The 24850-nt window shown below is 39.0% G+C and carries 22 protein-coding genes; all 22 read left to right on the top strand.

Annotated elements, in window-relative coordinates:
- Positions 1-12 precede the first annotated feature (12 nt).
- A complete protein-coding gene (gene cysK, locus bsdcttw_RS14160; RefSeq protein WP_185255502.1) occupies positions 13-978 on the top strand; it encodes a cysteine synthase A in 966 nt (321 codons plus the stop codon).
- A 71-nt stretch (positions 979-1049) separates the two neighbouring features.
- Entirely contained in the window at positions 1050-1409 is a 360-nt protein-coding gene (locus bsdcttw_RS14155; protein ID WP_185255501.1) for a NifB/NifX family molybdenum-iron cluster-binding protein, read from the top strand.
- A gap of 36 nt (positions 1410-1445) precedes the next feature.
- Positions 1446-2432 (top strand): ABC transporter permease, encoded by a 987-nt coding sequence (locus tag bsdcttw_RS14150; protein WP_185255500.1) that lies wholly within the window; start codon positions 1446-1448, stop codon positions 2430-2432.
- Positions 2426-3244: an ABC transporter ATP-binding protein gene (locus tag bsdcttw_RS14145; RefSeq protein ID WP_185255499.1), complete on the top strand. Its 819-nt coding sequence runs from the start codon at positions 2426-2428 to the stop codon at positions 3242-3244. The genes bsdcttw_RS14150 and bsdcttw_RS14145 overlap by 7 nt, the downstream gene beginning before the upstream one ends.
- Positions 3245-3286: 42 nt before the next feature.
- Positions 3287-4387 (top strand): ABC transporter substrate-binding protein, encoded by a 1101-nt coding sequence (locus bsdcttw_RS14140; protein WP_185255498.1) that lies wholly within the window; start codon positions 3287-3289, stop codon positions 4385-4387.
- 18 nt (positions 4388-4405) lie between these two features.
- A complete protein-coding gene (locus bsdcttw_RS14135; RefSeq protein ID WP_185255497.1) occupies positions 4406-4804 on the top strand; it encodes a DUF4418 family protein in 399 nt (132 codons plus the stop codon).
- Between the two features lies 1 nt (position 4805).
- Positions 4806-6047, top strand: coding sequence for an ABC transporter permease (locus bsdcttw_RS14130; RefSeq protein ID WP_207726410.1), 1242 nt, complete (start codon positions 4806-4808; stop codon positions 6045-6047).
- Entirely contained in the window at positions 6047-6700 is a 654-nt protein-coding gene (locus bsdcttw_RS14125) for an ABC transporter ATP-binding protein (protein ID WP_185255495.1), read from the top strand. The genes bsdcttw_RS14130 and bsdcttw_RS14125 overlap by 1 nt, the downstream gene beginning before the upstream one ends.
- 263 nt (positions 6701-6963) lie before the next feature.
- Complete coding sequence (locus tag bsdcttw_RS14120) at positions 6964-7269, top strand: PadR family transcriptional regulator (protein ID WP_185255494.1); 306 nt, start codon at positions 6964-6966, stop codon at positions 7267-7269.
- Between the two features lie 10 nt (positions 7270-7279).
- The gene (locus bsdcttw_RS14115; protein WP_185255493.1) at positions 7280-8920 is read left to right on the top strand and encodes a DUF4097 family beta strand repeat-containing protein; all 1641 of its coding nucleotides are present in this window, start codon (positions 7280-7282) and stop codon (positions 8918-8920) included.
- 365 nt (positions 8921-9285) lie between these two features.
- Positions 9286-9915, top strand: coding sequence for a hypothetical protein (locus bsdcttw_RS14110; RefSeq protein ID WP_185255492.1), 630 nt, complete (start codon positions 9286-9288; stop codon positions 9913-9915).
- Positions 9912-10382: a ribonuclease HI gene (gene rnhA / locus bsdcttw_RS14105; RefSeq protein WP_185255491.1), complete on the top strand. Its 471-nt coding sequence runs from the start codon at positions 9912-9914 to the stop codon at positions 10380-10382. Before bsdcttw_RS14110 ends, rnhA begins: the two co-directional genes overlap by 4 nt.
- A gap of 120 nt (positions 10383-10502) precedes the next feature.
- A complete protein-coding gene (gene mutS, locus bsdcttw_RS14100; RefSeq protein ID WP_185255490.1) occupies positions 10503-13199 on the top strand; it encodes a DNA mismatch repair protein MutS in 2697 nt (898 codons plus the stop codon).
- 69 nt (positions 13200-13268) lie between these two features.
- Positions 13269-15371 carry a DNA mismatch repair endonuclease MutL gene (gene mutL / locus bsdcttw_RS14095; RefSeq protein WP_185255489.1) on the top strand — a complete coding sequence of 701 codons (2103 nt, stop codon included), beginning with the start codon at positions 13269-13271 and terminating at the stop codon, positions 15369-15371.
- Between the two features lie 60 nt (positions 15372-15431).
- Positions 15432-16373, top strand: a complete 942-nt coding sequence (miaA, locus tag bsdcttw_RS14090; RefSeq protein ID WP_185259818.1) for a tRNA (adenosine(37)-N6)-dimethylallyltransferase MiaA — start codon at positions 15432-15434, stop codon at positions 16371-16373.
- A gap of 109 nt (positions 16374-16482) precedes the next feature.
- Positions 16483-17790: a methionine gamma-lyase family protein gene (locus tag bsdcttw_RS14085; protein ID WP_330602194.1), complete on the top strand. Its 1308-nt coding sequence runs from the start codon at positions 16483-16485 to the stop codon at positions 17788-17790.
- A 630-nt stretch (positions 17791-18420) separates the two neighbouring features.
- Positions 18421-18696: a DUF4321 domain-containing protein gene (locus bsdcttw_RS14080; RefSeq protein WP_185255488.1), complete on the top strand. Its 276-nt coding sequence runs from the start codon at positions 18421-18423 to the stop codon at positions 18694-18696.
- A 38-nt stretch (positions 18697-18734) separates the two neighbouring features.
- A complete protein-coding gene (gene radC / locus bsdcttw_RS14075) occupies positions 18735-19433 on the top strand; it encodes a RadC family protein (protein ID WP_185255487.1) in 699 nt (232 codons plus the stop codon).
- Between the two features lie 42 nt (positions 19434-19475).
- The gene (gene mreB, locus bsdcttw_RS14070) at positions 19476-20498 is read left to right on the top strand and encodes a rod shape-determining protein (RefSeq protein ID WP_185255486.1); all 1023 of its coding nucleotides are present in this window, start codon (positions 19476-19478) and stop codon (positions 20496-20498) included.
- Between the two features lie 40 nt (positions 20499-20538).
- The gene (gene mreC, locus bsdcttw_RS14065) at positions 20539-21390 is read left to right on the top strand and encodes a rod shape-determining protein MreC (protein ID WP_185255485.1); all 852 of its coding nucleotides are present in this window, start codon (positions 20539-20541) and stop codon (positions 21388-21390) included.
- A gap of 48 nt (positions 21391-21438) precedes the next feature.
- A complete protein-coding gene (mreD, locus tag bsdcttw_RS14060) occupies positions 21439-21948 on the top strand; it encodes a rod shape-determining protein MreD (RefSeq protein WP_185255484.1) in 510 nt (169 codons plus the stop codon).
- Positions 21949-24831, top strand: coding sequence for a penicillin-binding transpeptidase domain-containing protein (locus bsdcttw_RS14055; protein WP_185255483.1), 2883 nt, complete (start codon positions 21949-21951; stop codon positions 24829-24831). It begins immediately after the preceding gene.
- The last annotated feature ends 19 nt before the right edge of the window (positions 24832-24850 follow it).

Below are 24850 nucleotides of genomic sequence, written 5' to 3'. Positions count from 1 at the left end.
GAGGGAGCCAATATGGGAAGAATTGTAGAAAACTTAACAGATTTAATAGGAGACACCCCGATCCTAAAACCGCTGGCATTCTCCAAGTTAGCTAGAATTCAGGCTGACAGTCTGTTACTTAAACTGGAGTATTTTAATCCCCTTGGAAGCGTAAAAGACAGGATTGCCTACTCCATGATAAATGACGCAGAGGAGCAGGGAATATTGAGTTCTGACTCGGTACTAATAGAACCTTCCAGTGGAAATACCGGTGTTGGGCTTGCTTTTGTAGCTGCGGCGAAAGGTTATAAACTTATTATTACTATACCTGATTCCATGAGTATTGAACGGCGAACCCTTTTGACTGCGCTAGGAGCTGATCTGGTATTAACGCCGGGAAGTCAAGGGATGAAAGGAGCTATTAGAAAGGCAGAAGAACTTCATATCCAAACGCCGAATAGTGTAATCTTACAGCAGTTTGACAATGCAGCCAATCCCAAAATACATAGAATCACTACCGGACCGGAAATTTGGGAAGCAACTAAGGGTAAGATAGACATTCTGGTAGCCGGGGTGGGAACCGGAGGAACGATAACCGGAGCAGGAGCCTACCTAAAGGAAAAGAATCCTGGTATTAAAGTTGTTGCGGTGGAACCGGATGCCTCACCGGTACTTTCCGGGGGAAACCCAGCACCTCACAAGATTCAAGGTATTGGAGCAGGGTTTGTTCCCAGGGTGTTGGATACAGACATTATAGATGAAATCTACCGGGTTCGGAACGAGGAAGCAATCGATACAGCAAGAGCCTTGGCAAGAGAAGAGGGATTGTTAGTCGGAATCTCTTCCGGAGCAGCAGCCTTTGCAGCTGCTTTTATAGCAAAAAGGCCAGAAAATAAAGGTAAAACAGTACTGGCTATTCTGCCGGATACAGGTGAACGTTATCTTTCAACAGAACTATTTCAAAATATTCCCAATGAAAAGAGCCGTATCTGGTATTGATTTTATATTCGGAATAAACCATATAGTTAAATGGATAGGTTAACAGTAAGCCTATCCGGATTGGAGAGTTTATGATTTATCGCATTGCAATTGGAACCAGTGATAGGGTGAATATTACGGAACATTTTGGTAAATGCAATCGTTTTCATATTCTTGATATCAGTCAGGAGAATGACAGCATTACTTTTGTAGAAGAGCGTACCACCAGTCATAACGAAACCTGCACAAGCCATGAGGAAGCAGTAATTCTGGATAAAATCAATGCCTTAAAAGATTGCCAGCTAGTCTTGGTAAAGCAGATTGGAGGATGGTCAGAGAAGCAGTTGGTTCATAATGGAATTGTTCCTTTGCAGCAGCAAGGTTCTATTAATCAGGCTTTGATAAAAATTAAACATTTCTATAAAAAACATCAATTTAGGGAGGCTATATAAAGTACGGAATCTTAATAAAGGGAGGGATTTCAACATATGTCTGATAAACTAAAGGGAGAAATATCAAGGAAATTGTACTTTGACTATCGTACACTAGTACCGAGCATAGGTTTATTGATTGCATTACTTACAGAGATTTTGATTCCAAATCACAAAGATATAAAATACAGAGATCTTACAAATCTAAGAAGCGTACTTCTTGCAGCTTTAAGCATATCCCTTCTATTATGCCTCCTTTCATTGATTATTAAAAGGGTAAGGAATCGGTATGCTTACCAGGGATGGTTTATAGGAGGAACAGGAATATTTATTACTTTTATCAATATTCTCACAGCGAAGGCTCATATCCTGCCGCAGTTGTATTTTCCAACATTAAGCAGAATATTTAACGTCTATATTGAAGACAGAAGTTTTTTACTGACTTGTATAGTGAGCTCTTTTACCCTTCTGATAGAAGGCCTCCTAGTCGGGACTATTTTAGGTGTAATAACAGGAATATTGGTTGGCTGGAGCAAAAGCTGGAGTTACTGGATATATCCTGTAATCAGGATTTTAGGACCAATCCCCTCTTCAACCTGGATACCCCTTGCACTAATTATTTTTTCAGCACCGAAGGGAGCGGCTATCTTTTTAATTGCTTTTGGGGTTTGGTTCCAGATAACGATACTAACTAGTTCAGGGATACAGGCAACAAAGAAATCTTATTTTGAAGTATCCTCCACACTGGGAGCAAGTAATCTGCAAAACCTTTTCTTTATAGCAATACCGGATGCTCTGCCATCTATCTTTCTAGGCTTTTTTAACGCTACCTGCAGCTCCTTTGTAGCGCTGATGGCGGCAGAAATGATGGGAGTGAAGTCGGGGCTTGGCTGGTATATTAACTGGCAGAAGGAAATGATAGCTTACCCCAATGTATATGCAGGATTAATAATTATAGCCGGTTTTTGTTACCTTTTTATCACGCTTCAATTTAAAGTAAGGGATAAATTTTTAAAATGGCAGAAGGGAGTAATTAAATGGTAGCGGAGCCAGTGAAAGAATTAACAACCGGGAATATCAAAGCACTGGGGGTATCAAAAGAGTTTATAAACACAGACGGCACAAAAACGATGGCTTTGAAAGAGCTTGATACAGAGATTAAGCCGGGAGAGTTTGTCTGCCTGATTGGTCCTTCCGGGTGCGGGAAATCGACCTTTTTGAGATTGGTCGCCGGTTTGTCCGACCCTTCCAGAGGTGAAATTCTGTTGGATGATACACCCATTGCTGGACCTGGGTATGAACGAGGACTCGTATTTCAAGATCCGACTCTTTTTCCTTGGCTTACAATATATGAAAATGTTGCCTATGGTCTTAAAATCCGGCATATTTACAAAGAACATAAAAATGAAGTAGAGGAATTTATTCGCCTTGTAGGCTTGGAGGGTTTTGAAAAATCTTATCCCCATCAACTGTCAGGAGGGATGGCACAGCGAGTTAGTCTTGCCAGAGCTCTGGTCAATCATCCCAAGGTGCTTCTTCTTGATGAACCTCTAGGAGCATTGGATGCTTTCACCAGAATGAATATGCAGGATGAGATACTTCGTATCTGGAAGGAGAGAGGAACCACCATGATTATGGTAACCCATGATGTGGATGAGGCAATTTATCTGAGCGACCGGGTATTTATTATGACACCAAGACCGGCCAAGGTGGAGGAAATTATTACTGTGGAAATCGGCAGGAATGAAAATTATGGAAGGCAGAGAAACAGTGTAGACTTCTTGAATTACCGATCAAGAATATTGCAGATATTGGATTTTACCGGAAAAGCACAGACACCGGAATTCTATTTGTAAACAGATTGTTAAGGGTAATAGACCCATGAGAGAGAGGTAAAAATGAAAAAGTATAAGAAACATACCATATTACTAAGTATGATATTGGTAGCAGCATTATTTATAAATGGCTGCTCCAATAAGGGGGGAAGTAAAGAGACAGATATAAAAACAGAAGCGATAACAACAGAAGCCGCGAAAGATGAGCCGATAAAAATTCTTTATGGGGCAGGTTTGTGTGGTATTCCCATACATATTGCCAAGCAGCTTCAATTTTTCGAAGAAGAAGGTTTGAAAGAAAATGTAGATTATACATATGTAACCAGCAGTACTTCCGGAGTTGAGATGCTTTCTACCAAGCAGGCTGATGTATCCTTTGGCTTAGTGGCAGCAATGTTAGCACCTTTGGATAACGGACTGGAAGCCAAGACTGTTCTTGGTATTCATACCGGTTGTATTCAGGTGCTGGCAGGAGCAAAGTCCGGCATCACAGATGTAAAGGGGTTAAAAGGCAAAAAAATTGGAATAGAAGCATTGGCTTCCTCTCCGCATATTGTGACCCAGCGAGCTCTGGCTAATGTGGGTATAGGTTCAACGGGGGAAAACATGCAAGTAGAATTTGTAGTATTTCCCAAGGCGGATCTTCCGATTGCATTAAAAGAAGGGAAGGTAGATGCAATTGCTATAGGTGATCCTCAGGCCTCCATTCTGGTAAAGGACGGCGATGGTATTTCATTATTTAATTCTGCAACCTCCGACCTTCTAAAGGATGAATACTGCTGCGCTCTTTGGGCCAGAAATGAGATTATAGACAAGGAGCCTGATAAACTTGCTAAAATTGTTACAGCAATCCAGAAGGCATCCGTCTGGATTGATCAGAACAAGGATCTGGCAGCTGAAATTCAGTTGGATAATAAATGGGTGGTTGGAGAATTGGATGTCGATCAGCATACGCTAAAGGATTATAAATATCTTCCATCTGTCAGCGGGGTTCAGGCAGCGCTGACCAGAAATATAAAGGACATGAAGGCATTAGGCCTGATTCGTAAGGATACAGATGCGGATACTCTCGCCAAAAACAGTTTTGCCAGACTTGACGGAGTAGAGGATGAAATAACCGGAAAAGTAACACCGCCTATCGATCCCAATTCTCAATTAAAGTAGTAGAAGGGAGAATCGTTTATGAAGAACCGGATTGTTACCGCCGCTATTAATTTAATGTCCGGCCTGTTATTTCTTATTGGACCGTATACTATCTTTAAGGTATGCCCTACAGAAGAGATGGTTATGACCTGCCACTGGTCTGTACGGGCAGAGGCAGGCATAGGAATACTCCTGATAATATCTGCTATTCTATATGTCCTTTCCGAAGTAAAAACAACGAGGCTTCTTTTAAGCATTCAAACAGCAGGTATTTATATTGTTGGTATTCTCATCCCTTCGATATTGATCGGTGGGTGTAAAAATAAAGATATGCCTTGCAAAAGCTTAACTTTTCCTTCTTTTTACTTTATTTCAGTTCTAGGATTGGTTTATCTGATAGGAAACATCCTTTATCTGTTTCCTAAGAAGGGTGTTTAATTTGAAAGGTAAGAATAGAATGAGCAGAAAAAATACCGGTAATCTTCACTTTTTACATATTATTCTTCAGAACCTGAAACATAAAGCCGGAAGAACATTGTTATTATCTGTTTTTTTGATGCTTTTAACTTTTACGATTTTCAGCTTTTCCAGTGTGCTTTATAGCATGAAGCAAGGACTTGACAATACAGTCGAAAGAGCTGGAGCGGATATTCTTCTGGTGCCGAAGGAATATATCAGTTCTGTTAAAGATGCACTTTTTTTAGGAATACCCAGTACAGTATACTTTGACAGCTCATTGGTCGAAAAGGCTGCCAGTGAAAAAGGAGTTGCACAAGTCAGTGCCCAACTGTTCCTTGCAACCATTTATAACAGTCCCTGCTGTGATGAAGCTGTCCAGATAATTGCTTATCATCCGGAGAGTGATTTTCTGGTACAGCCATGGATTGAAAAAGAACTAAAAGAAGATATCCCAGACGGGGAAATTGTAGTGGGCAGTAAGCTGTCCTACAAAAAAGGGGATACGGCTACCTTCTTTGGTAAAAAATTTCATGTGGCTGGTAAATTGGAGGAAACGGGAATGGGGTATGACAGTACTGTGTTTTTGAATTTTCATACTGCAAATCAGCTTTTAGCTGAACCGGTGGTAAAGAATTATCTTTCCTTAGGAAATAAAAAGAATGTAGTATCCCTTATAACCATCAGAATAGATAAAAATGAGAATGTTGATAAAGTAGCTAGGGCATTACAGAATAAATTGGAGAAAGAAAATGTAAGTGTTGAAACCTCCGGTAAGCTGATGGAAGATACCAAAAATACGGTTAAGCAATATTCGGCTTACTTTTTTATAATTGGAGGTATGCTTTTGGGTTTCACCTTTTTATCACTGATAAGTATCTTTACCATAACTCTTAATGAAAGAAAAAAAGAGTATGGAATAGTAAGAAGTCTTGGCGGAAGTTCTTTGCAGATACTTTTTCTTACCATAGGAGAGGCGGCAGCAATTGGTTTTATAGGCAGTGCCTCAGGGAGTTTCCTGGCAGTATTAATACTAACACTTTTTCGCAATCTGATTATTCTGCATCTTAAGCTTCCCTATTTTCGCCAAAGTATCTTGGGAATGCTTTTACTCTCGGGATTTTGCTTAATATTGTCCGTTTTTACCGGAGTAGCTGCCTCATTAGTTGGTACTGCTTTAATCCGAAAGAAAGAGGCTTATACCCTGATAAAGGAGAATGAATAATGCTGGAAGTAAGAAAAATATCAAAATATTACAAGTATTCTGTTAATGCTTACCCTGCGCTGAATCAGGTGGAACTTACTATTAATGAACAGGATTTTGCCGCAGTAACCGGACCTTCCGGTAGCGGCAAGAGTACACTGTTTCATACGATAGCCGGGTTGTTAAAACCATCAGAAGGATCTGTGGTATTGAATGGAATTGAAATTGTATCCGGTGCAAAGTCCCCTATCAGAACAAAAGAAATAAGTTTTATTATGCAGGGGCAGAATCTGCTATCGAACTTTACAATAGAAGACAATCTTTATTTTCCTCTATATTTGGCAGGATTAAGAGGAAATTATTATCAGAGGGCAGTTGAGGTGCTTACAATGGTCGGATTGGAAAATGTCCTGTTTTCTTACCCTTCCAGACTCTCAGGAGGCGAACTGCGAAGGATTGCCATAGCCAGAGCGTTAATGTTAAAGCCGAAATTATTGCTGGCGGATGAACCTACCAGTAATCTGGATACTGAAAATGCTTTCAAAGTAATGGAATTGTTTCAGAATATCAATGAAGAAGGAACTGCTGTATTAATAAGCACCCATGATGAAAAAGTTCTGCCCTTTTGCAAAAGTATCTACCATATGGAAAAAGGAAAATTAGTTTTAATGTAAAACTATAAAACAAAGAATGGATTAGGGCTATAAGAAAACAAGCCGGACTGCAGGTCAGGCTTGTTTTTAATTGTACAAAAGCAATTAAAATAAGAAAAATAAAAATGATTACGATTTTAGAATTATTTTATAAATACTATATTGCAATATAGAATAGATAGTGATAATATATATTCAACAATACAAGAAGATTGTGATACCAATTTATTATTTAAATTCTAATGATTAATAAACGTATCGAACAAGCGGAAAGGAGTTGACATATGAATGCACAATTTAAAAAAGGCGTGCTGGAATTATGCGTGCTTTCAAAATTATCAGAAGCAGATCAATATGGTTATGAATTAACGGAAGCGATATCAAAACAGATGATTATTTCTACAGGAACTTTATATCTAATCTTAAAGCGTTTAAAAGATGATGCTCTTGTTGAAACCTACTTAGTGGAGTCCGGAGAGGGCCCTGCCAGAAAATATTATCATCTGACAGAAAAAGGCAGATTACAGCAGACAGCTCAGAAAAAAGAATGGCTTGATTTTACAAAAATAGTACAGGATATTATAGGATAGGAGGCTGGATATGAATAAAAGTGAATATTTGAGTAATTTAAAAGAAGCATTAAAAGATACCGACGAAAGTACGATGGAAGAAATCGTATCCGATTATGAAGAACATTTTCAGGTCGGAATGGAATATGGGAAAAGTGAAGAACAGATTTGTGAAGAGCTGGGTTCCATTGAAGACCTGGTAGAAGAAATCAAAGAAGTATATCATACAAGTGATACGGAAGAGAAAAAGTCTGAGAGTGATAAGACAAGTAAGAATAATAAAGGTAAAGAATGGTATTCCGCTATTTATAATCTGGACGGAGAAAAGATTGGAGAAGCTATTAACAGTGCTCTGGATACCGCTGGTGATGCAATCAGTAAAATCGATGTCAATGAGATAAGCCGGACAGTTAAGAACACCTTGGATCAGGCAACGACTTCTATCAATAACTTTGCAAGTAACCATTTTAAAAATCAATGGAAAGATACATTTGACAGCCGGAAGAAGGACGATGGGTTTAATGAGAATGTATCGAGAAGTTTCGATGACTCAGTAGATTTTACAGAAACACCTGTGAATAATGTTAGTTTCGAAACTGATACGGATGGAGAAACGATAACTGAGGTTTCCAATGAAACGGAAAAGACAGATAATAGTTCTGATGAGACAGAAGCAGCAGAAAACATTGAAACCACAGAACAGACAGAAACAGTAAATGAGAGTAAGGATTCAGATTCCCACGATGCTGTCACTGGGTTAAATCTTATTATAGATGGAATACATGCCGATATAGAGGTACGAAAATCCCCCAACAGTAAAATTAATATAAAATACGAAAATAATGGAGACGACAGACAAAGGCAGATGTTTGAATTCTATAGCTATAAAGAAGGAAATACTGTATATGCTGGGATTCGCAGGGTGGGAAAAGCTGTATTTCTATTCAACTTTAAGCTCTATTCCACAACCATATATGTAGAGGTACCAGATAATATGAACAACCTCAGTATCAAAACAGCCAGCGGAAATATTGAGCTATCCGATGTTTTGGCAGATCATATTCTGGCTACAACAGCAAGCGGCGACATTGAGGCTGACAATATTGAAGCTAAGTTTCTTTCACTAAAAAGTGCCAGCGGCGATATCGACACCAGAAATATTACAGCTGAGGTTATTGATAATGGTTCTTCCAGCGGAGATTTGGATGCTGTCAATACAAAAGCAGGAGAATGCAAAATAAGCACTACCAGCGGTGATATTGATGTGAACAATACAACCTTAAATAATTTAGATATCAGCAGTGTCAGCGGTGATATAAAAATATCCAGATTATCCGGTAAGGGATTAAGAGCCAGCAGCACCAGCGGTGATATTTCTCTGGATGTAAATGTTAGAAAATGTTATCTGATGTCAAAGAGTGGTGATATCTCAGCGAATTGCATTGGAGATGTTATTTTGGAATCCAATAGTACGAGTGGTGATACGAAGGTTAAACTTGGAAATAATAACAATGGCTATTCGTTAAAAGCTAGAACCGTTTCCGGAGATTTATATATTGATTATGACAAGTCTCATCAGAGAGACTTAAAATCCGGAACCTATACCCATGGGAACCAGGGAAGTGAACTTACATTAAGTTCAATAAGCGGAGATATACATTTATATGACTAATCTAGAATTGTAAATTAATAACTATAAGAAAAGCAGCTTTTTGACTTATAAGTCAGAAAGCTTTTTTTCTTTTTTGAAATAAATATTATGATATGGGATAGGCTAAAATTTTCAAGAAATATTAAGATGAAATTATGGTCAGAAAATGTTATAATATTTTTTATTGGACAAGAAATAAAAAAACATATAGTAAATTTTAGAAAAACGAAGTTGTCAGATTAATTCCTGAGATAATTTCTATCCTGAGAAATAAGTATATCAGATGAAAAATACGGAATTATACTTTTTTCATAACAGGATAGAATGAGTGAAAATTGTAAATAGTCCGAAGAAAAAGTAAGTGTATTAGAGGAGAGTAGGTCATTATGCTAAAAATCGAGCGCATCAGCGTTATGAATCTTGAAAATGCCATGAGAGGTGCCAGAAATCCCATGAACAGCTGGGAAAAAAGTGACAGTTATTATAATGATAAAGGTGAGTACATATTAGGTGAGAATGACCTGGGTCTCGCAGTCAGACTATGCAAGTCCGGCACAGATCATAGAAAGTTTATGCGCCAAATATTTGTATCGATGGACATAACAGCTCCGATTTACTGGTGGAAGGAATTTGACACTTATAAAGTTGGTACAACCGCTAACTCAACCAGTACCATGCATAAGATTCACAGCAAAAGTTTTGCAATGGAGGATTTTTCAACGGATCAGTTAACGGAGGATACAAGAGCTTTCTTTGAAACTTTACTTAGCCACTTGGAAAAACTAAGACTGTTATTTCTGGAGACAGGGGACAAGGAATACTGGTACAGTATTATACAGTTGCTTCCTTCCGGATATAATCAGATGAGAACCTGTACTTTTAATTATGAGAATCTCATTAATATTTATAATGCCAGAAAAAACCACAAATTAAAGGAATGGCATGATTTCTGTGACTATGTAAAAGAGCTTCCTTACAGTGAGGAATTACTGACATGGGAAAAGAGGGCACAATGAAAGTAACAATATATACAGATGGTTCTGCCAGAGGAAATCCGGACGGACCGGGAGGATATGGAACTATAATCAGCTATGTGGACCCTTCAGGGACAGAACATATCCGTGAATATTCAAAAGGGTATAAAAAGACTACCAACAATCGAATGGAACTGATGGCGGCAGTTGCCGGGCTGGAGGCATTGACACGTCCCTGTGAAGTTACCCTGTATTCGGATTCTCAATACCTTGTAAAGGCTTTTAATGAACATTGGCTGGAGGGCTGGATCAAGAAGGGCTGGAAGAGAGGCAAGAATGAACCGGTTAAAAATGTTGACCTCTGGCAGAGACTTTTAAAAGCCATGGAACAGCATAAGGTTACATTTGTATGGGTAAAAGGGCATGATGGACATCCGCAGAATGAACGCTGTGATAAACTGGCGACCAGTGCTGCAGATGGTACGGACCTGGCAGAAGACGTTTTTTAGAGGACCTTATTGGTGTAATGAGGCCTTTTAAGTCTTTTATTGCTTTGAGGTTTTATTGTATTATAAGATGAATGTGAAATGAAATATATATTTATGTATTAACAGGAAGGAACATAAGATATGGCTGAATTAACTCCCTTGATGCAGCAATATGTTGAGATAAAAGAACAGTATAAAGATTGCATCCTTTTTTATCGCCTCGGTGATTTTTATGAGATGTTTTTTGAGGATGCGGTAACTTGTGCAAAGGAACTAGAAATTACTCTAACCGGTAAGAATCTGGGACAGGATGAGCGTGCTCCTATGTGTGGTGTGCCTTATCATGCGGTAGAGAATTATTTAAGCAGATTGATTGCGAAGGGTTATCGTGTAGCTATCTGCGAACAGGTAGAAGACCCAAAGGCTGCAAAAGGAATTGTTAAAAGAGAGGTAATCCGAATTGTAACTCCGGGTACAAATTTAAATACACAGACCCTGGAAGAAGGAAAAAACAACTTCCTAATGGGTATTGTACATACGGTTAATGCATATGGAATTGCAACGGTGGATATTACTACCGGCGATTTCTTTGTAACGGAAGTTGATACTGAAAGAAAACTCTTGGATGAGGTTAACAAGTATTCACCTTCGGAAATTATCTGTAACAGCACGTTTTTAGTAAGCGGCATAGATATTTCCGATCTAAGGAACAGGTTAAATATCTCTATTTCTGATTTAGAACCCTGGTATTTTGAAGAAGAAGCTTGCAGGAAAGCTCTAATGGACCATTTTCAGGTAGCCTCCTTAAATGGTCTTGGGCTGAAGGATTATTCCATCGGTGTGGTTGCATCCGGTGCTGTTATGCTCTATCTCTATGAAACTCAAAAGAATTCCCTATCCCATTTAACCCGAATTCTGCCTTATTCAACCAGCAGATATATGATTCTTGACAGTTCCACCAGAAGAAATCTAGAGCTTGTGGAGACTTTAAGAGAAAAGCAAAAGAGAGGTTCACTGCTCTGGGTATTAGATAAGACTAAGACTGCAATGGGGGCAAGACTTCTAAGAAGTTATATTGAGCAGCCTCTGATTGAGAAAGCCGATATTACAGATAGACTGGATGCCATAGAAGAGCTGAATAATTCGGCTATTACCAGAGAAGAAATCAGAGAATATCTAAATGCTGTTTATGATCTGGAGAGGCTTATCAGCCGTATCAGCTATAAGAGTGCCGGCCCAAGGGATTTGATTGCGTTTAAGAATTCCCTTGCTATGATTCCTAATATTAAACTGCTGCTTGAGAACTCTAATTGTACTCTTTTACAAGAAATCGAAGGGGACCTCGATCCCTTAAGGGATCTATATAATCTGATTGAAGCCGGAATAGAAGAAGAACCTCCTATTACAGTAAGAGAGGGCGGCATCATAAAGGATGGCTATCATGAAGAAGTAGACAGGCTCCGGAAGGCTAAAACAGAAGGTAAGAACTGGCTGGCGGATCTTGAAACCAAGGAAAGGGATAGTACCGGAATAAAGAATCTGAAGATAAAGTTCAACAGAGTATTCGGCTATTATTTGGAGGTAACAAATTCCTACCAGAACTTGGTACCGGATAACTGGATCAGAAAACAAACCCTTGCCAATGCAGAGAGATATACTACCTCAGAGCTGAAGGAATTAGAAGATGTTATATTAGGAGCCGAAGATAAACTTTTTTCCTTGGAATATGAGCTGTTTTGCAATATCAGAGACACTATCTCCATAGAGGTACAGCGTATACAAAAGACTGCCAGAGCAATTGCTAAAATCGATGTATTTGCTTCTCTTGCTTATGTTTCGGAAAGAAACCGCTTTATGCGACCGGTAATCAATGAGGAAGGGACGATTGATATCAAAGACGGCAGACATCCTGTAGTGGAGCAAATGATTTCAGGGGATATGTTTGTTGCCAATGATACCTATTTAAACAATAAAGAAAAAAGAATTTCCATTATTACCGGACCTAATATGGCAGGTAAATCCACATATATGAGGCAGACAGCTTTAATAGTTCTCATGGCACAGATAGGCTGCTATATACCGGCGGCCTCCGGTAACATCGGTATCGTGGACAGGATTTTTACCAGAGTTGGAGCTTCCGATGATTTAGCTTCCGGGCAGAGTACGTTTATGGTGGAAATGACAGAAGTAGCTAATATACTTCGTAATGCAACCAAGAACAGTCTGCTAATCTTAGATGAAATTGGTAGAGGAACCAGTACCTTTGATGGGCTTGGTATTGCCTGGGCAGTGGTAGAGCATATTGCCAATCCAAAACTTCTTGGAGCTAAGACTTTATTTGCCACTCATTATCATGAATTAACAGAATTGGAAGGCAAGATTGATAGCGTTAATAATTACTGCATTGCTGTAAAAGAGCAGGGTGAAGACATTATCTTTCTTCGGAAAATTATTCCCGGCGGAGCTGACAAGAGCTATGGAATACAGGTTGCCAAACTGGCGGGTGTCCCAGATGGGGTACTAAAACGTGCTAGAGATATTGTAGAAGAATTAAGCTTAAACGATATAGCCGATAAGGCGAAATCCATGAAGGCTGTTACGGTACCTGATGAGGCAGCAGAGGCAGCTTATATCATGGAAACATCAGTTGCTGCGACCAGGGAGAGAGGGGTAAGAAAGACAAAAGAAATTGAAAATCAGCTTTCTCTTTTTGATTACCAGTTTTCTATGCCTTCGTATATGGAGGAAGTTCGTGAATTGAATTTAAATGCCATGACACCCATGGATGCTATGAATTATTTATACCAGTTACAGCAAAAGGTTAGAAAAGAAGGTTAAATCCGACCAAAATCTAAGAATTACAGTGTTTGGGATCTTATTTCTTAGATAGAAAGGATGGTGAATAATATGCCGAGTATAACATTATTGGATGATGCAACTATAAATAAAATTGCAGCAGGAGAGGTTATTGAACGCCCCTCAGCTGTTGTAAAAGAGCTTACGGAGAACTCTATTGATGCGGGAGCCACTGTGATTACAGTGGAAATTAAAGAAGGCGGAATTAGCTTTATCCGAATCACAGACAATGGTTCCGGCATTGACGAAAGTGATATGCCTTATGTATTTTTGCGCCATTCAACCAGCAAAATAAAGAATGCCGATGATTTACTGAGGATTAAAAGTCTTGGTTTTCGCGGTGAAGCACTTTCCAGTATTGCAGCTGTTTCGCAGATTGAGCTTGTAACGAAAAATACAGAGAGCTTTACCGGAGTCCGTTATCTGATTGAGGGTGGTGTAGAAAAGGGAATGGAACATATCGGCTGCCCTTCCGGTACGACCTTTATTGTAAAGAATCTCTTTTTTAATACACCAGCCAGAAGAAAATTCTTAAAATCCCCTCAAACAGAGGCAGGCTATATACAGGATTTTATGGAAAGAATCGCAATATCCCATCCTGAAATTTCTTTTAAATTTATTATTAACGGACAGATTAAGCTCCATACTTCAGGAAACAATAACCAGAAAGATGTTATTTATCATATATACGGAAGGGATATCACCTCACATCTTGTATCGGTAAAAGCGGAAGATGAGAGCTTTTCTCTGTCCGGTTTTATTGCAAAACCGGCTATTTCCAGAGGAAACAGGAACTATGAGAATTATTTCATTAATGGCAGGTTTGTAAAAAATCCTATAATGTATAAAGCCATAGAAGAAGCCTTCAAGCCATATATTATGCTTCACCGATATCCCTTTACTGCCTTGATGTTAACCATTGATACCGAATTAATTGATGTAAATGTTCATCCAGCCAAGCTGGAGGTACGTTTTAAGAACGGGGAAGAACTCTACAGCTTTTTATACAAAAGTTTGAAGGATACTCTGGAAGGCAGAGACTTGATTACAGAAGTCTATCTCACCAAGGAAGAAGACAAGCAAAAGATTCATCAGAAACTTCCGGAGCCATTTGAAGTCAGGAGAGGTCAGGGAGAGGGATTATCTGCTTTTAAGCAGCAAGTGACATCACAGGATAAAAAGATGTTCTTCGATGAGAAAGAGGCAGAAGCTGTCAAAACAACAGAAATCGGCCGTCTTAAGAATTATGTGGATGCTGCTCCTTCTTTTGTTAAGGAAGCTGTTGACCGAGTTAAGTCGTCCGGAATAGGAGAGAGTGAGGTACTCCTAGAGGATACAGTACCTCCGAAGTATGTTTACGAAGCTGCAAGAAATGCAGTAGAGGCAGTCTCCTTGTCTAACCAAGATAGTATGGCAGTTAACAGAGACTTTGATAAAGAAACCGGGAAATCAGGCGATGAGGAAAGGGCTGTCAGGAAATCTGACACTGAGATTGAATACCAGGAAGAAAAGGATGCAATAGATAATGAAACTGGTGAAATCTATGAGCAGCTGGCTTTCCTCTCCAGAGAAGCTGTAACAGAACATAAAATCATAGGACAACTATTTAATACCTATTGGATTATTGAATACGGCGATAAGATGTTTATAATAGACCAGCATGCAGCTCATGAAAAAGTTCTCTATGAGCGCATTATAAAACGCTTTAAAGAAAAGGAACATTTTTCACAACAGTTAATGCCGCCTATTATCCTCTCTTTAAACATCAGGGAAAGAGAAGCACTGGTTCGGAATCTGGATTTCTTAACTGAAGCAGGCTTTGAATTTGAAGAGTTTGGGGGTAAGGAATACGCAGTTCGAGCTGTTCCGGGAGATTTGTATAATCTGGTGCATTATGATGTATTAATTGAAATTATAGACGGTCTTACAGAGGAAGGCACAAATAATACCCCGGAAATTATACTGGATAAAATAGCTTCAATGTCTTGCAAAGCCGCAGTTAAGGGGAGCCATAAGCTATCTGTAGAAGAAGCCCGTGCTTTAATCGAACAATTGCTGACTCTTGAAAATCCATACAATTGCCCCCATGGCAGACCGGTTATTATCTCAATGAGTAAATATGAGGTAGAGAGGAAATTTAAGCGCATCGTCTGAAAAATAGGAAGTATATAAGTGAGTGAAATTATTGAAAATGAAAGGCTGCCGGTAGAAGATATGAAAAAACCTTTGATAATATTGACCGGACCAACTGCCGTGGGAAAAACTGCACTTTCGGTAAAGCTTGCCAAAGCAATCGGCGGCGAAATAATCAGTGCAGATTCTATGCAGGTGTACCGTCATATGGATATTGGGACTGCTAAGATCAAACAGGAAGAAATGCAAGGGGTAAAGCATTATCTCATAGATGAATTGGAGCCGGAGGAGGATTTTAATGTAGTCCGGTTTCAGGAGTTAACGCATAAGTATATGGATGAAATCTATGCGAAAGGTAAGATTCCTATTCTGGTTGGAGGAACGGGGTTCTATATACAGGCAGTTCTTTACGGAATTGATTTTAAAGAAGCAGAAGAAAATTCCGATATTCGAGAGCAGCTTTTGGCTCTGGGGTTGGAAAAGGGGGCTGATTACCTCCATGACCGGTTAAAAGAAGTTGACCCCAAAGCAGCAGAGACAATACACCCCAATAATATGAAACGGGTTATCCGAGCGCTGGAATACCATACACAGACAGGAGAGCGGATATCTGACCATAATGATGAACAAAGACAGAAAGAGTCTCCCTATAATTTTTGCTATTTTGTATTAAATACAGACAGAAAGATTCTTTATGAACGGATTAATCAGAGAGTGGAAGTCATGATAAAAGAAGGCCTGACGGAGGAAGTTAAGTTACTTTTAGAGAGAGGCTTAAGAGCTGATATGGTATCCATGCAAGGCCTTGGCTATAAAGAAATCATAGGTTACCTTAACGGGGAATATTCCCTGGAGCAGGCAGTTTATGATATAAAACAGGAAACCAGACATTTTGCTAAGCGGCAGATAACTTGGTTTAAAAGGGAAAAGGAAGTTACATGGATTTTAAAAGAAGATTATATATCAGATGAAGAAATCCTTGAAGCATTGCTTGGGTACATGAAAGAGAAGGACATTGTATAATTCAATATACAATAGTTCATGCCTTTGAAATCTTGGGTACAATCTCTAAGTACATTAAGAAAGAAATAAAAGTACGGTGTATTAATTTAGAAAGGTAATGGAAAAAATAATGAAACAGCAGTTGGAACAAATGTATAAGGCTCTATCCATTCATCCGGAAATACTGGAACTGGGAAGAGAAGTTGAGAGTAAATTAAAGGAACGATTCGAAGAAATTGATAAAGTTGCAGAATATAACCAGCTAAAGGTCATTAAAGCATTTCAGGATAATCGTGTCAGTGATATTCATTTTGCTGCGACTACCGGTTATGGCTATAACGACCTTGGCAGGGATACGATAGAACAGGTATATGCATCTGTATTTCATGCAGAGGCAGCTCTTGTAAGGCCTCAGCTCATCAGCGGAACACATGCGCTTAGTACCGCTTTATCCGGTAATTTAAGACCTGGTGATGAGATACTTTCACCCGTTGGAAAGCCCTATGATACATTAGAAGGAGTTATCGGAATCGGTGAAAGCGGTGAGAAAAAGGAACGGTTAACAGGCTCTTTGCGTGAGTATGGAATTACTTATGCCCAGGTGGATTTGTTAGAAAACGGAGATTTTGATTTTGAAGGTATAAGAAATGCGATTAATGAGAAGACAAGGTTAGTAACCATTCAACGCTCCAAAGGCTATGCTACAAGACCGACACTGTCCGTTGGCAGAATTGGCGAATTAATTACCTTCGTGAAATCCATTAAACCCGATGTAATCTGCATGGTAGATAACTGTTACGGTGAATTTGTAGAAACCATTGAACCCACAGACGTAGGAGCTGACCTGGTAGTGGGCTCCCTGATTAAGAATCCCGGTGGTGGGCTTGCACCAATCGGAGGCTACATAGCCGGTAAAGAAGAGTATGTTGACAATGCAGCCTTCAGGCTTACCGCTCCCGGTCTTGGAAAAGAAGTCGGCGCAACCTTGGGGGTAAACAGTCAGCTCTTCCAGGGATTATTCCTCTCACCCCAGGTAGTATCAGGAGCCCTAAAGGGAGCAATTTTTGCTGCCAACATCTATGAAAAACTTGGCTTTACAGTAGTACCAAACGGTACAGAATCAAGACATGATATCATACAGGCAGTAACCCTTGGAACCAAGGAAGGGGTAATTGCCTTCTGCCGCGGCATCCAGGCTGCCGCACCGGTGGACAGTTACGTAATCCCGGAACCCTGGGCAATGCCGGGCTATAGCTGTGATGTAATCATGGCAGCAGGAGCCTTCATCCAGGGAGCCAGCATAGAACTCAGCGCAGACGCCCCCATAAAACCTCCCTACAACGTATACTTCCAAGGCGGCCTGACCTGGTATCACGCCAAGTTCGGTATATTAATGTCCGCCCAGAAGCTTTATGAGGAAGGTCTGATTTCACTGTAAATTTAACCGATATATGAAGTGTTGCTCTGATTTATGTTGAATTAAGATAAATCTATCAAATCAGTACTTTTTGCCTGTATTTCAATTGTCTGGATTTCAAATAGCAGCATTTTTAATTTTGTTATTGTTATATCACAAAGTACGGTGGAATATAAACATATTCGTTTATATTCTCCTCTGCTTTTTTGAGTTCTAATATCTGGTAGTGAATAGAAAGCAAACCCTATACAAGGCAATACAAGACAATTGTAGAGAGAAACAGATGACCGGGGGTTGGTTTTGGAGTTTTGTCTCGAGAGGTCTCTAATGATACTTAAGCGGCAGAAAAGGCAACTAGGAAAAACAGTGCCATGCCTGAGCTCTGTAAACTTACGCATCCATACTGTTACAGCGAGTTTGGCGCTGTTTTGACTGCCAGTTGCCTTTTCTGCCGCTTTAGTAGAATAGAGAACCTCGAGCAACAAAACGGAAAAACCAACCCCCGGTCATCGTCCGTCCCCACAACGCCCCTTCTTTTCCTACATAAAGTACTTTCGGCAAGCTGCCCCCTGTTTTTATTCTATTGGTGTATACAAAACCAGGAATATATGTTAGAATATAGGGGAATTTTTAGTGGGGGGTACAAGTTCAATGTCCAGAATAAATGCGAAAAACACAGGTGTCTTATTAATAGTTCTGCTGGCTGGAGTAGTCCTGGGAGGATTCTTGGGATATCTTGCAAAAGATGTTCCTTATCTGACGTGGCTGAATTATGGACAGCGTTTTGGCATTGGCAGTACTGGAGAGAATGGGGTTGTACAACTTAATTTGGGTGTTATGGTAATAAGCTTTGGCTTATCCATTAAAATAACCATTGGTGGTATTATTGGTATTATTTTGGCAATACTTATATACCGAAAGCTTTAATATCCTGCTTTTCCCGGAGAGAGAAGTCAGGAGGACAAATGAATGAAAAGTGTTACACATTAAAGGAAATGCCTTTAACAGAAAGGCCTTATGAAAAATGCGAAAAATCAGGCCCGGGGGTACTCTCTGATGCCGAACTTCTTGCTGTTATTATGCGAACCGGAACGGCAGGAGAACGGGCGGTAGATGTTGCAATCCGGGTACTTTCCTTTTCTAAGGCATATCCGGGACTTATCGGATTAAACCACATGAACTTAAAGGATTTGCAATCTATTAAGGGAATTGGCAGAGTAAAAGCAATACAGTTATTATGTGTTACAGAACTGACAAAACGGATGGCTAAGGCCACAAAAGACGGGATGAAAGCCTTTACGACTCCCGAAACGGTTGCAGACTACTATATGCAGGAAATGAGACATCTGCAAAGGGAAATGGTCTATCTGGTCATGATGGATGCCAAGAGCAGAATACTAAAAGATATGATTATATCCACCGGTACGGTTAGCAGCTCCCTGCTTTCACCTCGGGAGATTTTCTTAAATGCTCTTAAGTATGAAGCTGTTAATATCATACTTCTGCACAATCATCCCAGCGGAGATCCGAATCCCAGCAGAGAAGATATCAAAACAACACAAAGAATGAAAGAAGCTGGAAATTTAGTAGGAATCCGGCTTATGGATCATATTATTATTGGTGATAATAAGTATATAAGCCTTGCAGAGCAGGGATACATTTAGAAAGGGAAACATTGCGAAAGCTCTTGCAATGAGATAAAAAAAATGGCAGGAAAGACTTACGGAATTGATTTGGGAACTAGTACCATTAAAATATATCATAAGAATGAAGGTGTTGTGGTAGACGAAAAGAATATCATAGCAGTGGAAGGAAAGAAAAGAGTAATAGCCGCCGGCAATGAAGCATTTGATATGCACGGAAAAGCACCGGCAAACATATCGGTCACTTATCCGGTGAAAAACGGTGTTATCGCTGATATCAATAACATGCTGGAACTGGTTAACTATATGTTTAACAGGCTTTATAAAAGAGGGGGCATGAAAGCTTCAGCCATCTTAATAGCTACCCCGACAGATATTACAGAGGTAGAACGCCGTGCTTTTTATGACCTGATAGCAAGTTCCAAGGCAAAAGCCAAAAGTATTAAAATAGTAGAAAAGCCGATTGCAGATGCAGTTGGCATCGGTCTTGATGTGAATAATGCCAAGGGTGTAATGGTGGTGGATATTGGAGCGGACACGACTGAAGTTTCAATCATGTCGCTGGGAGGGATTGTTATCAGCAAGCTGATTCCCATTGGGGGCAACCGATTGGATGAATCCATTAAATCCACTATGAAAAAAAGTTATAATCTGGTAATCGGTGATAAAACGGCAGAGAATATTAAAAAGGAACTTGCCACAGCTTCTCCGATGGAGGAACGCAGTATAAAAGCATGTGGAAGAAATGTGGTAACAGGTCTTCCGACGGAAGTAGATATCAGCTCCTCTTTTGTATATGATGCCATTATTGAATATATTTATGCTATTATTGATGCTATAAGAATTATTCTTGAGAGGACGCCGCCTGAAATTTCTTCTGATATTATTGATTCCGGTATTTATATTACCGGAGGATCTTCTGCTATCAAAGGACTTGACAGTCTGTTAGCTAAAGAAACAGGCCTTAAGATAAATATCTGCAGTGATCCTGCCAATACCGTTGTAAATGGACTTGGTAAAATTATAGAAGACCACCATCTAAAAGACCTGGCAAGTCCCCTTAAAGAAAACACCATTAAGGTGTGAGGGCTGCCATATTAATTAAAGGAAAGGGAAGGAAACCCGTATGAGAAGGAGAACAGGTTTTTCGATTAATCCAAAGCATCTCTTTATCGGTGGTATTATTTTATGTCTCATTCTGATGTTTGTATCCTTTCGTTACAGTGGGGTTCTTTCACCTGTAAAAGGTGCTGTCGGAGATGTTGTAATGCCAATGCAGAAAGGAATTAATTCTGTAGGTAAGATGGTGGCTGCACAGGGAGACAAATTTGTAAAACTTAACACCTTGTTAAATGAAAATGAAGATTTAAAAAAACAACTATCCGAAGTTTCTTATGAAAACAAGATACTGCTTCAGGATAAATATGAGTTGGATCGGTTTCGTGATTTATACAAACTGGATCAAAAATATGCGGATTATCCCAAAGTTGGAGCCAGAGTTATCAGTACGGATCCCAACGGCTGGTATAATACATTTACAATCGACAAAGGCATCAATGATGGAATTGCGGTAGATATGAATGTAATTGCCGGAAACGGTCTGGTAGGAATTGTTGTGGAGGTACATCAGAATTATTCCATTGTTCGTTCAATAATAGATGATTCCAGTAATGTCTACGGGATGTTTATTAAAACCTCTGACACTTGTGTTGTAAACGGCAGCATGGAGTCCTATAACAAAGGCGTTCTGGATGTTTCTTTAATTGCGAAAGATGCTAAAATATCAGATGGTTATGAAGTGGTAACCTCTTCCATCAGCACAAAATATCTGCAGGGAATTTTAATTGGCTATGTCTCTGATATTGCAGTGGAACCTAATAATTTAACAAAAACAGCTCATCTGATTCCTGCGGTGGATTTTAGCAGGTTGGATGAAGTACTTATTATAACTGAATTAAAAGAACAGTTAAAGAAATAGTACAGTTATGAAAACAGTACAGGAAAGGCAAGGTGAACCATACTTTCAGTGAAAAGATTTATTATTGTTATTGCAGAAATATTAATTTGCTTTTTATTGCAGACTACTATATTCCAATGGTTTTCCTTAGCAAGAGTCGTTCCTAATCTACTCTTAATCCTAACTGCCACAGCAGGGTTCTCTAAGGGAAGGAAAGAAGGTTTATTGACAGGTTTTTTATGCGGCCTGCTGATAGAATTGTGTTATAGTTCCATTATTGGACTTTACGCTTTTATCTACATGACTATTGGATATTTAAACGGTTATTGCCACAGGATCTTCGTAAAAGAAAATCTGACGATTCCGCTGATATTGGTCGGACTTAGCGATTTGGTATACTTTTTTCTCTATTACGTTTTCGAATATTTACTTAGAGGCAAATTAAATATTGGATTTTATTTCATCCATAAAGGGCTTCCTGAATTGATTTATACAGTCATAGTATCTGTTTTTCTGTATAAATTGCTGAACATAATCAATGACAAAACGGAGAAAAAGGAAGAAGAGGAGGGGTTCTAGTTGTTCGATATCATATTAGAAAAATTAAAGCAAGTATTCACCTCCAGGTTATTTCCGGTCACTCTGATCTTTTTAACATTAATAGGGGTATTAATAAGTCGGATATATACACTCCAGATTATACAAGGTGATGAATTTGCAAAGATTTCTCAGGTCAGAGAGACAAAGGAAAGAGAGATAAAGAGTACTAGGGGAAATATATACGATGTCAATGGAAAACTTCTTGCCTACAATGAAATCAGTTACTCCGTGGTGCTGGAGAATATCTCAAAGATAGCCACAAATGATGAATTAAATAAAATGCTTTTTAATTTGATTACAATTCTTGAGAAATATGGGAATACCATTGAGAATCAATTTGGTATTACTTTAGATAAACAAGGTGTTCCGCAATTTACAATAAGCGGTAACGCTGAAAAACGATTTAAAATGAATGCTTACGGAAAATCCTCCGTCGACAAGCTGACAGACGAACAGTTAAATGCTACTGCACAGGAGGTATTTGATTTCTTAAGGCATGGTGATAAGAGTGTGGCTATGTTTAATATTTCAGATAGCTACAGCATGAAAGATGCTCTTAAAATTATGACTTTGCGTTATGCAATCTTTAGTAATTTCCCCCCTTACAATCAGATAATTATCTCCTCCAAGGTAAATCCTGAAACGGTAGCGGCTATTTACGAAAACAGCGATATTCTGCCGGGAGTTGAGATTAAACAGCAGTCGTACCGCGTATATAATGACAGTATCTACAATTCACATATTATTGGGTATACCGGACTTGTTTCGGACGCAGAACTACAAAGCATGGGGTCTGATACCAGTTATAACACTTCCGATATGATTGGAAAGCTTGGAGTAGAAAAGGTGTTTGAAACCTTTTTGGCAGGGAAAAAAGGCATCGAAACCGTTTCAGTGAATTCCGCCGGCAAATACTTATCAACGATTAAAAGGACAGAGCCGGTGGCAGGAGAGGATGTCTATCTGACCATAGACAGCGACCTCCAAAAAGCTTATTATAAGATTATAGAGCGTGTTTTAGCAGGTATATTATTGTCTAAGATCAATAATAGCACAGATGCCGGAACAAGAGGAGAATCTGCGAAAGATATCAAAATACCGATTTATGATGTCTATTATGCACTCATAAACAACAGTGTGATAGATGTGACCGCTTTTAAAGCAAATGATGCGACAGACCTTGAAAAGTCGGTTTATCAGAAATATATCGGTAAGAGGGATACGGTGCTGGAGGAATTAAAATCAAAACTTGGCAGTAATTCCGATGCTCTTGATTTTACGGTTTCTGAATCTATGGCTGATTATCTGGACTATGTTTATACGAAACTAAAAAATGAAGGTATTCTATTGACGAAAAAATCCGATGTCACAGACACCTCTTCTGTATTGACACCAGTGGATCCAAATGATGAAGTGTATATAAATTATACACAGGATAAGATTAGCCTCAGTAAGTTCCTTCAGTATGCAATCTCAAAAAATTGGATTAATATTGACAAATTCCTTAATAAGAAAGCAAAAGGAGAATCCTATTACAGCACCGATGAAATATACAGTAAGCTTTTAGCTCATATTATGGATAGTCTTTCCGATGATGTAACTTTCCAAAAGATGGTATATAAAGAACTGGTATATTCCTATCAATTAAGCGGAAAAGAAATTTGTCTTTTATTATTTGATCAAGGTGTGATAAAATACAATAAGGAAGATATTTCTAAATTAGAAAACGGTACACTTTCACCTTACACTTTTATTACAGATAAAATACGTAATATAGAGATAACTCCTGCTCAGCTGGCATTGGATCCTTGCAGCGCATCGGTAGTTGTAACGGATGATAAAACCGGTGAAGTCAGAGCTATTGTGTCTTATCCAAGTTATGACAATAATTATTTTGCCAATAAAATTGATTATAATTATTACACAAAAGTGAACTCTGATCTCTCACAACCGACTATTTCCAGAGCTACAAAGCAAAAAACAGCTCCGGGATCTACTTACAAGATGGTTACATCCGTTGCCGCTCTTGAAGAAGGAGCATTGCAGCCGGGAGAAACTGTTTTGGATAAGGTTGTATTTAACAAAATAACTTATCAGCCGCCCAAAGACTGGTCAACCTCCAGTCATGGCAATATAGATGTAACTACGGCTCTTGAGGTATCCTGTGACTATTTCTTTTATGAAATGGGATGGCGCTTAAATAATAATGGTAATGATGCTGCCAAAACAAAGATTGGTCTTCATAAACTTGCCAAGTATGCAAAGTTGTTAGGACTGAATAAAAAATCAGGAATAGAGTTGGAGGAGGCTGATCCGGAAAGCTCGGATATGGATACTGTCCGCTCTTCCATCGGTCAGGGAACAAATAACTACACCCCTATTCAGCTGGCAAGATATATTACAACCATCACTACCAGCGGAACCTCCTATGATTTAACGCTTCTTGACAAGGTAGTGGATAAGGATGGAAAGGTGATAGTAAATAATAAAGCCAAAAGTACGAAGATTAATTCTATAAGCAGTACGGATTGGAACCTATTACATGAAGGCATGTTCAAGGTAGCGAATGGCAGCAGAAGTTCCGTATCTTATTTGTTTAAGAATTTCCCGGTAAAACTGGCTGGAAAGACAGGTACCGCACAGGAGAGTAAATCCCATGGAAATCATGCTTTATTTGTTTCGTACGCTCCTTATTTAAATCCTGAAATATCTATGGCGGTTGTAATACCAAATGGATATACATCCAGTAATGCTGCGATGTTAAGTAAATATCTATATGGTTATTATTTTAAAGAAGACGGTTATAAGAGCCCTGAGGGAAAAGCAATAATGCCGGAATCAGAGTCATCCTATACAGGTTAAGGTTAATCATATCTAAAAA

The organism is Anaerocolumna chitinilytica (genome assembly GCF_014218355.1).
GTDB classification, from domain to species: Bacteria; Bacillota; Clostridia; order Lachnospirales; family Lachnospiraceae; genus Anaerocolumna; species Anaerocolumna chitinilytica.
Note: the sequence above shows the minus strand (reverse complement) of the source record. Positions and strands in the feature narration are given on the sequence as shown.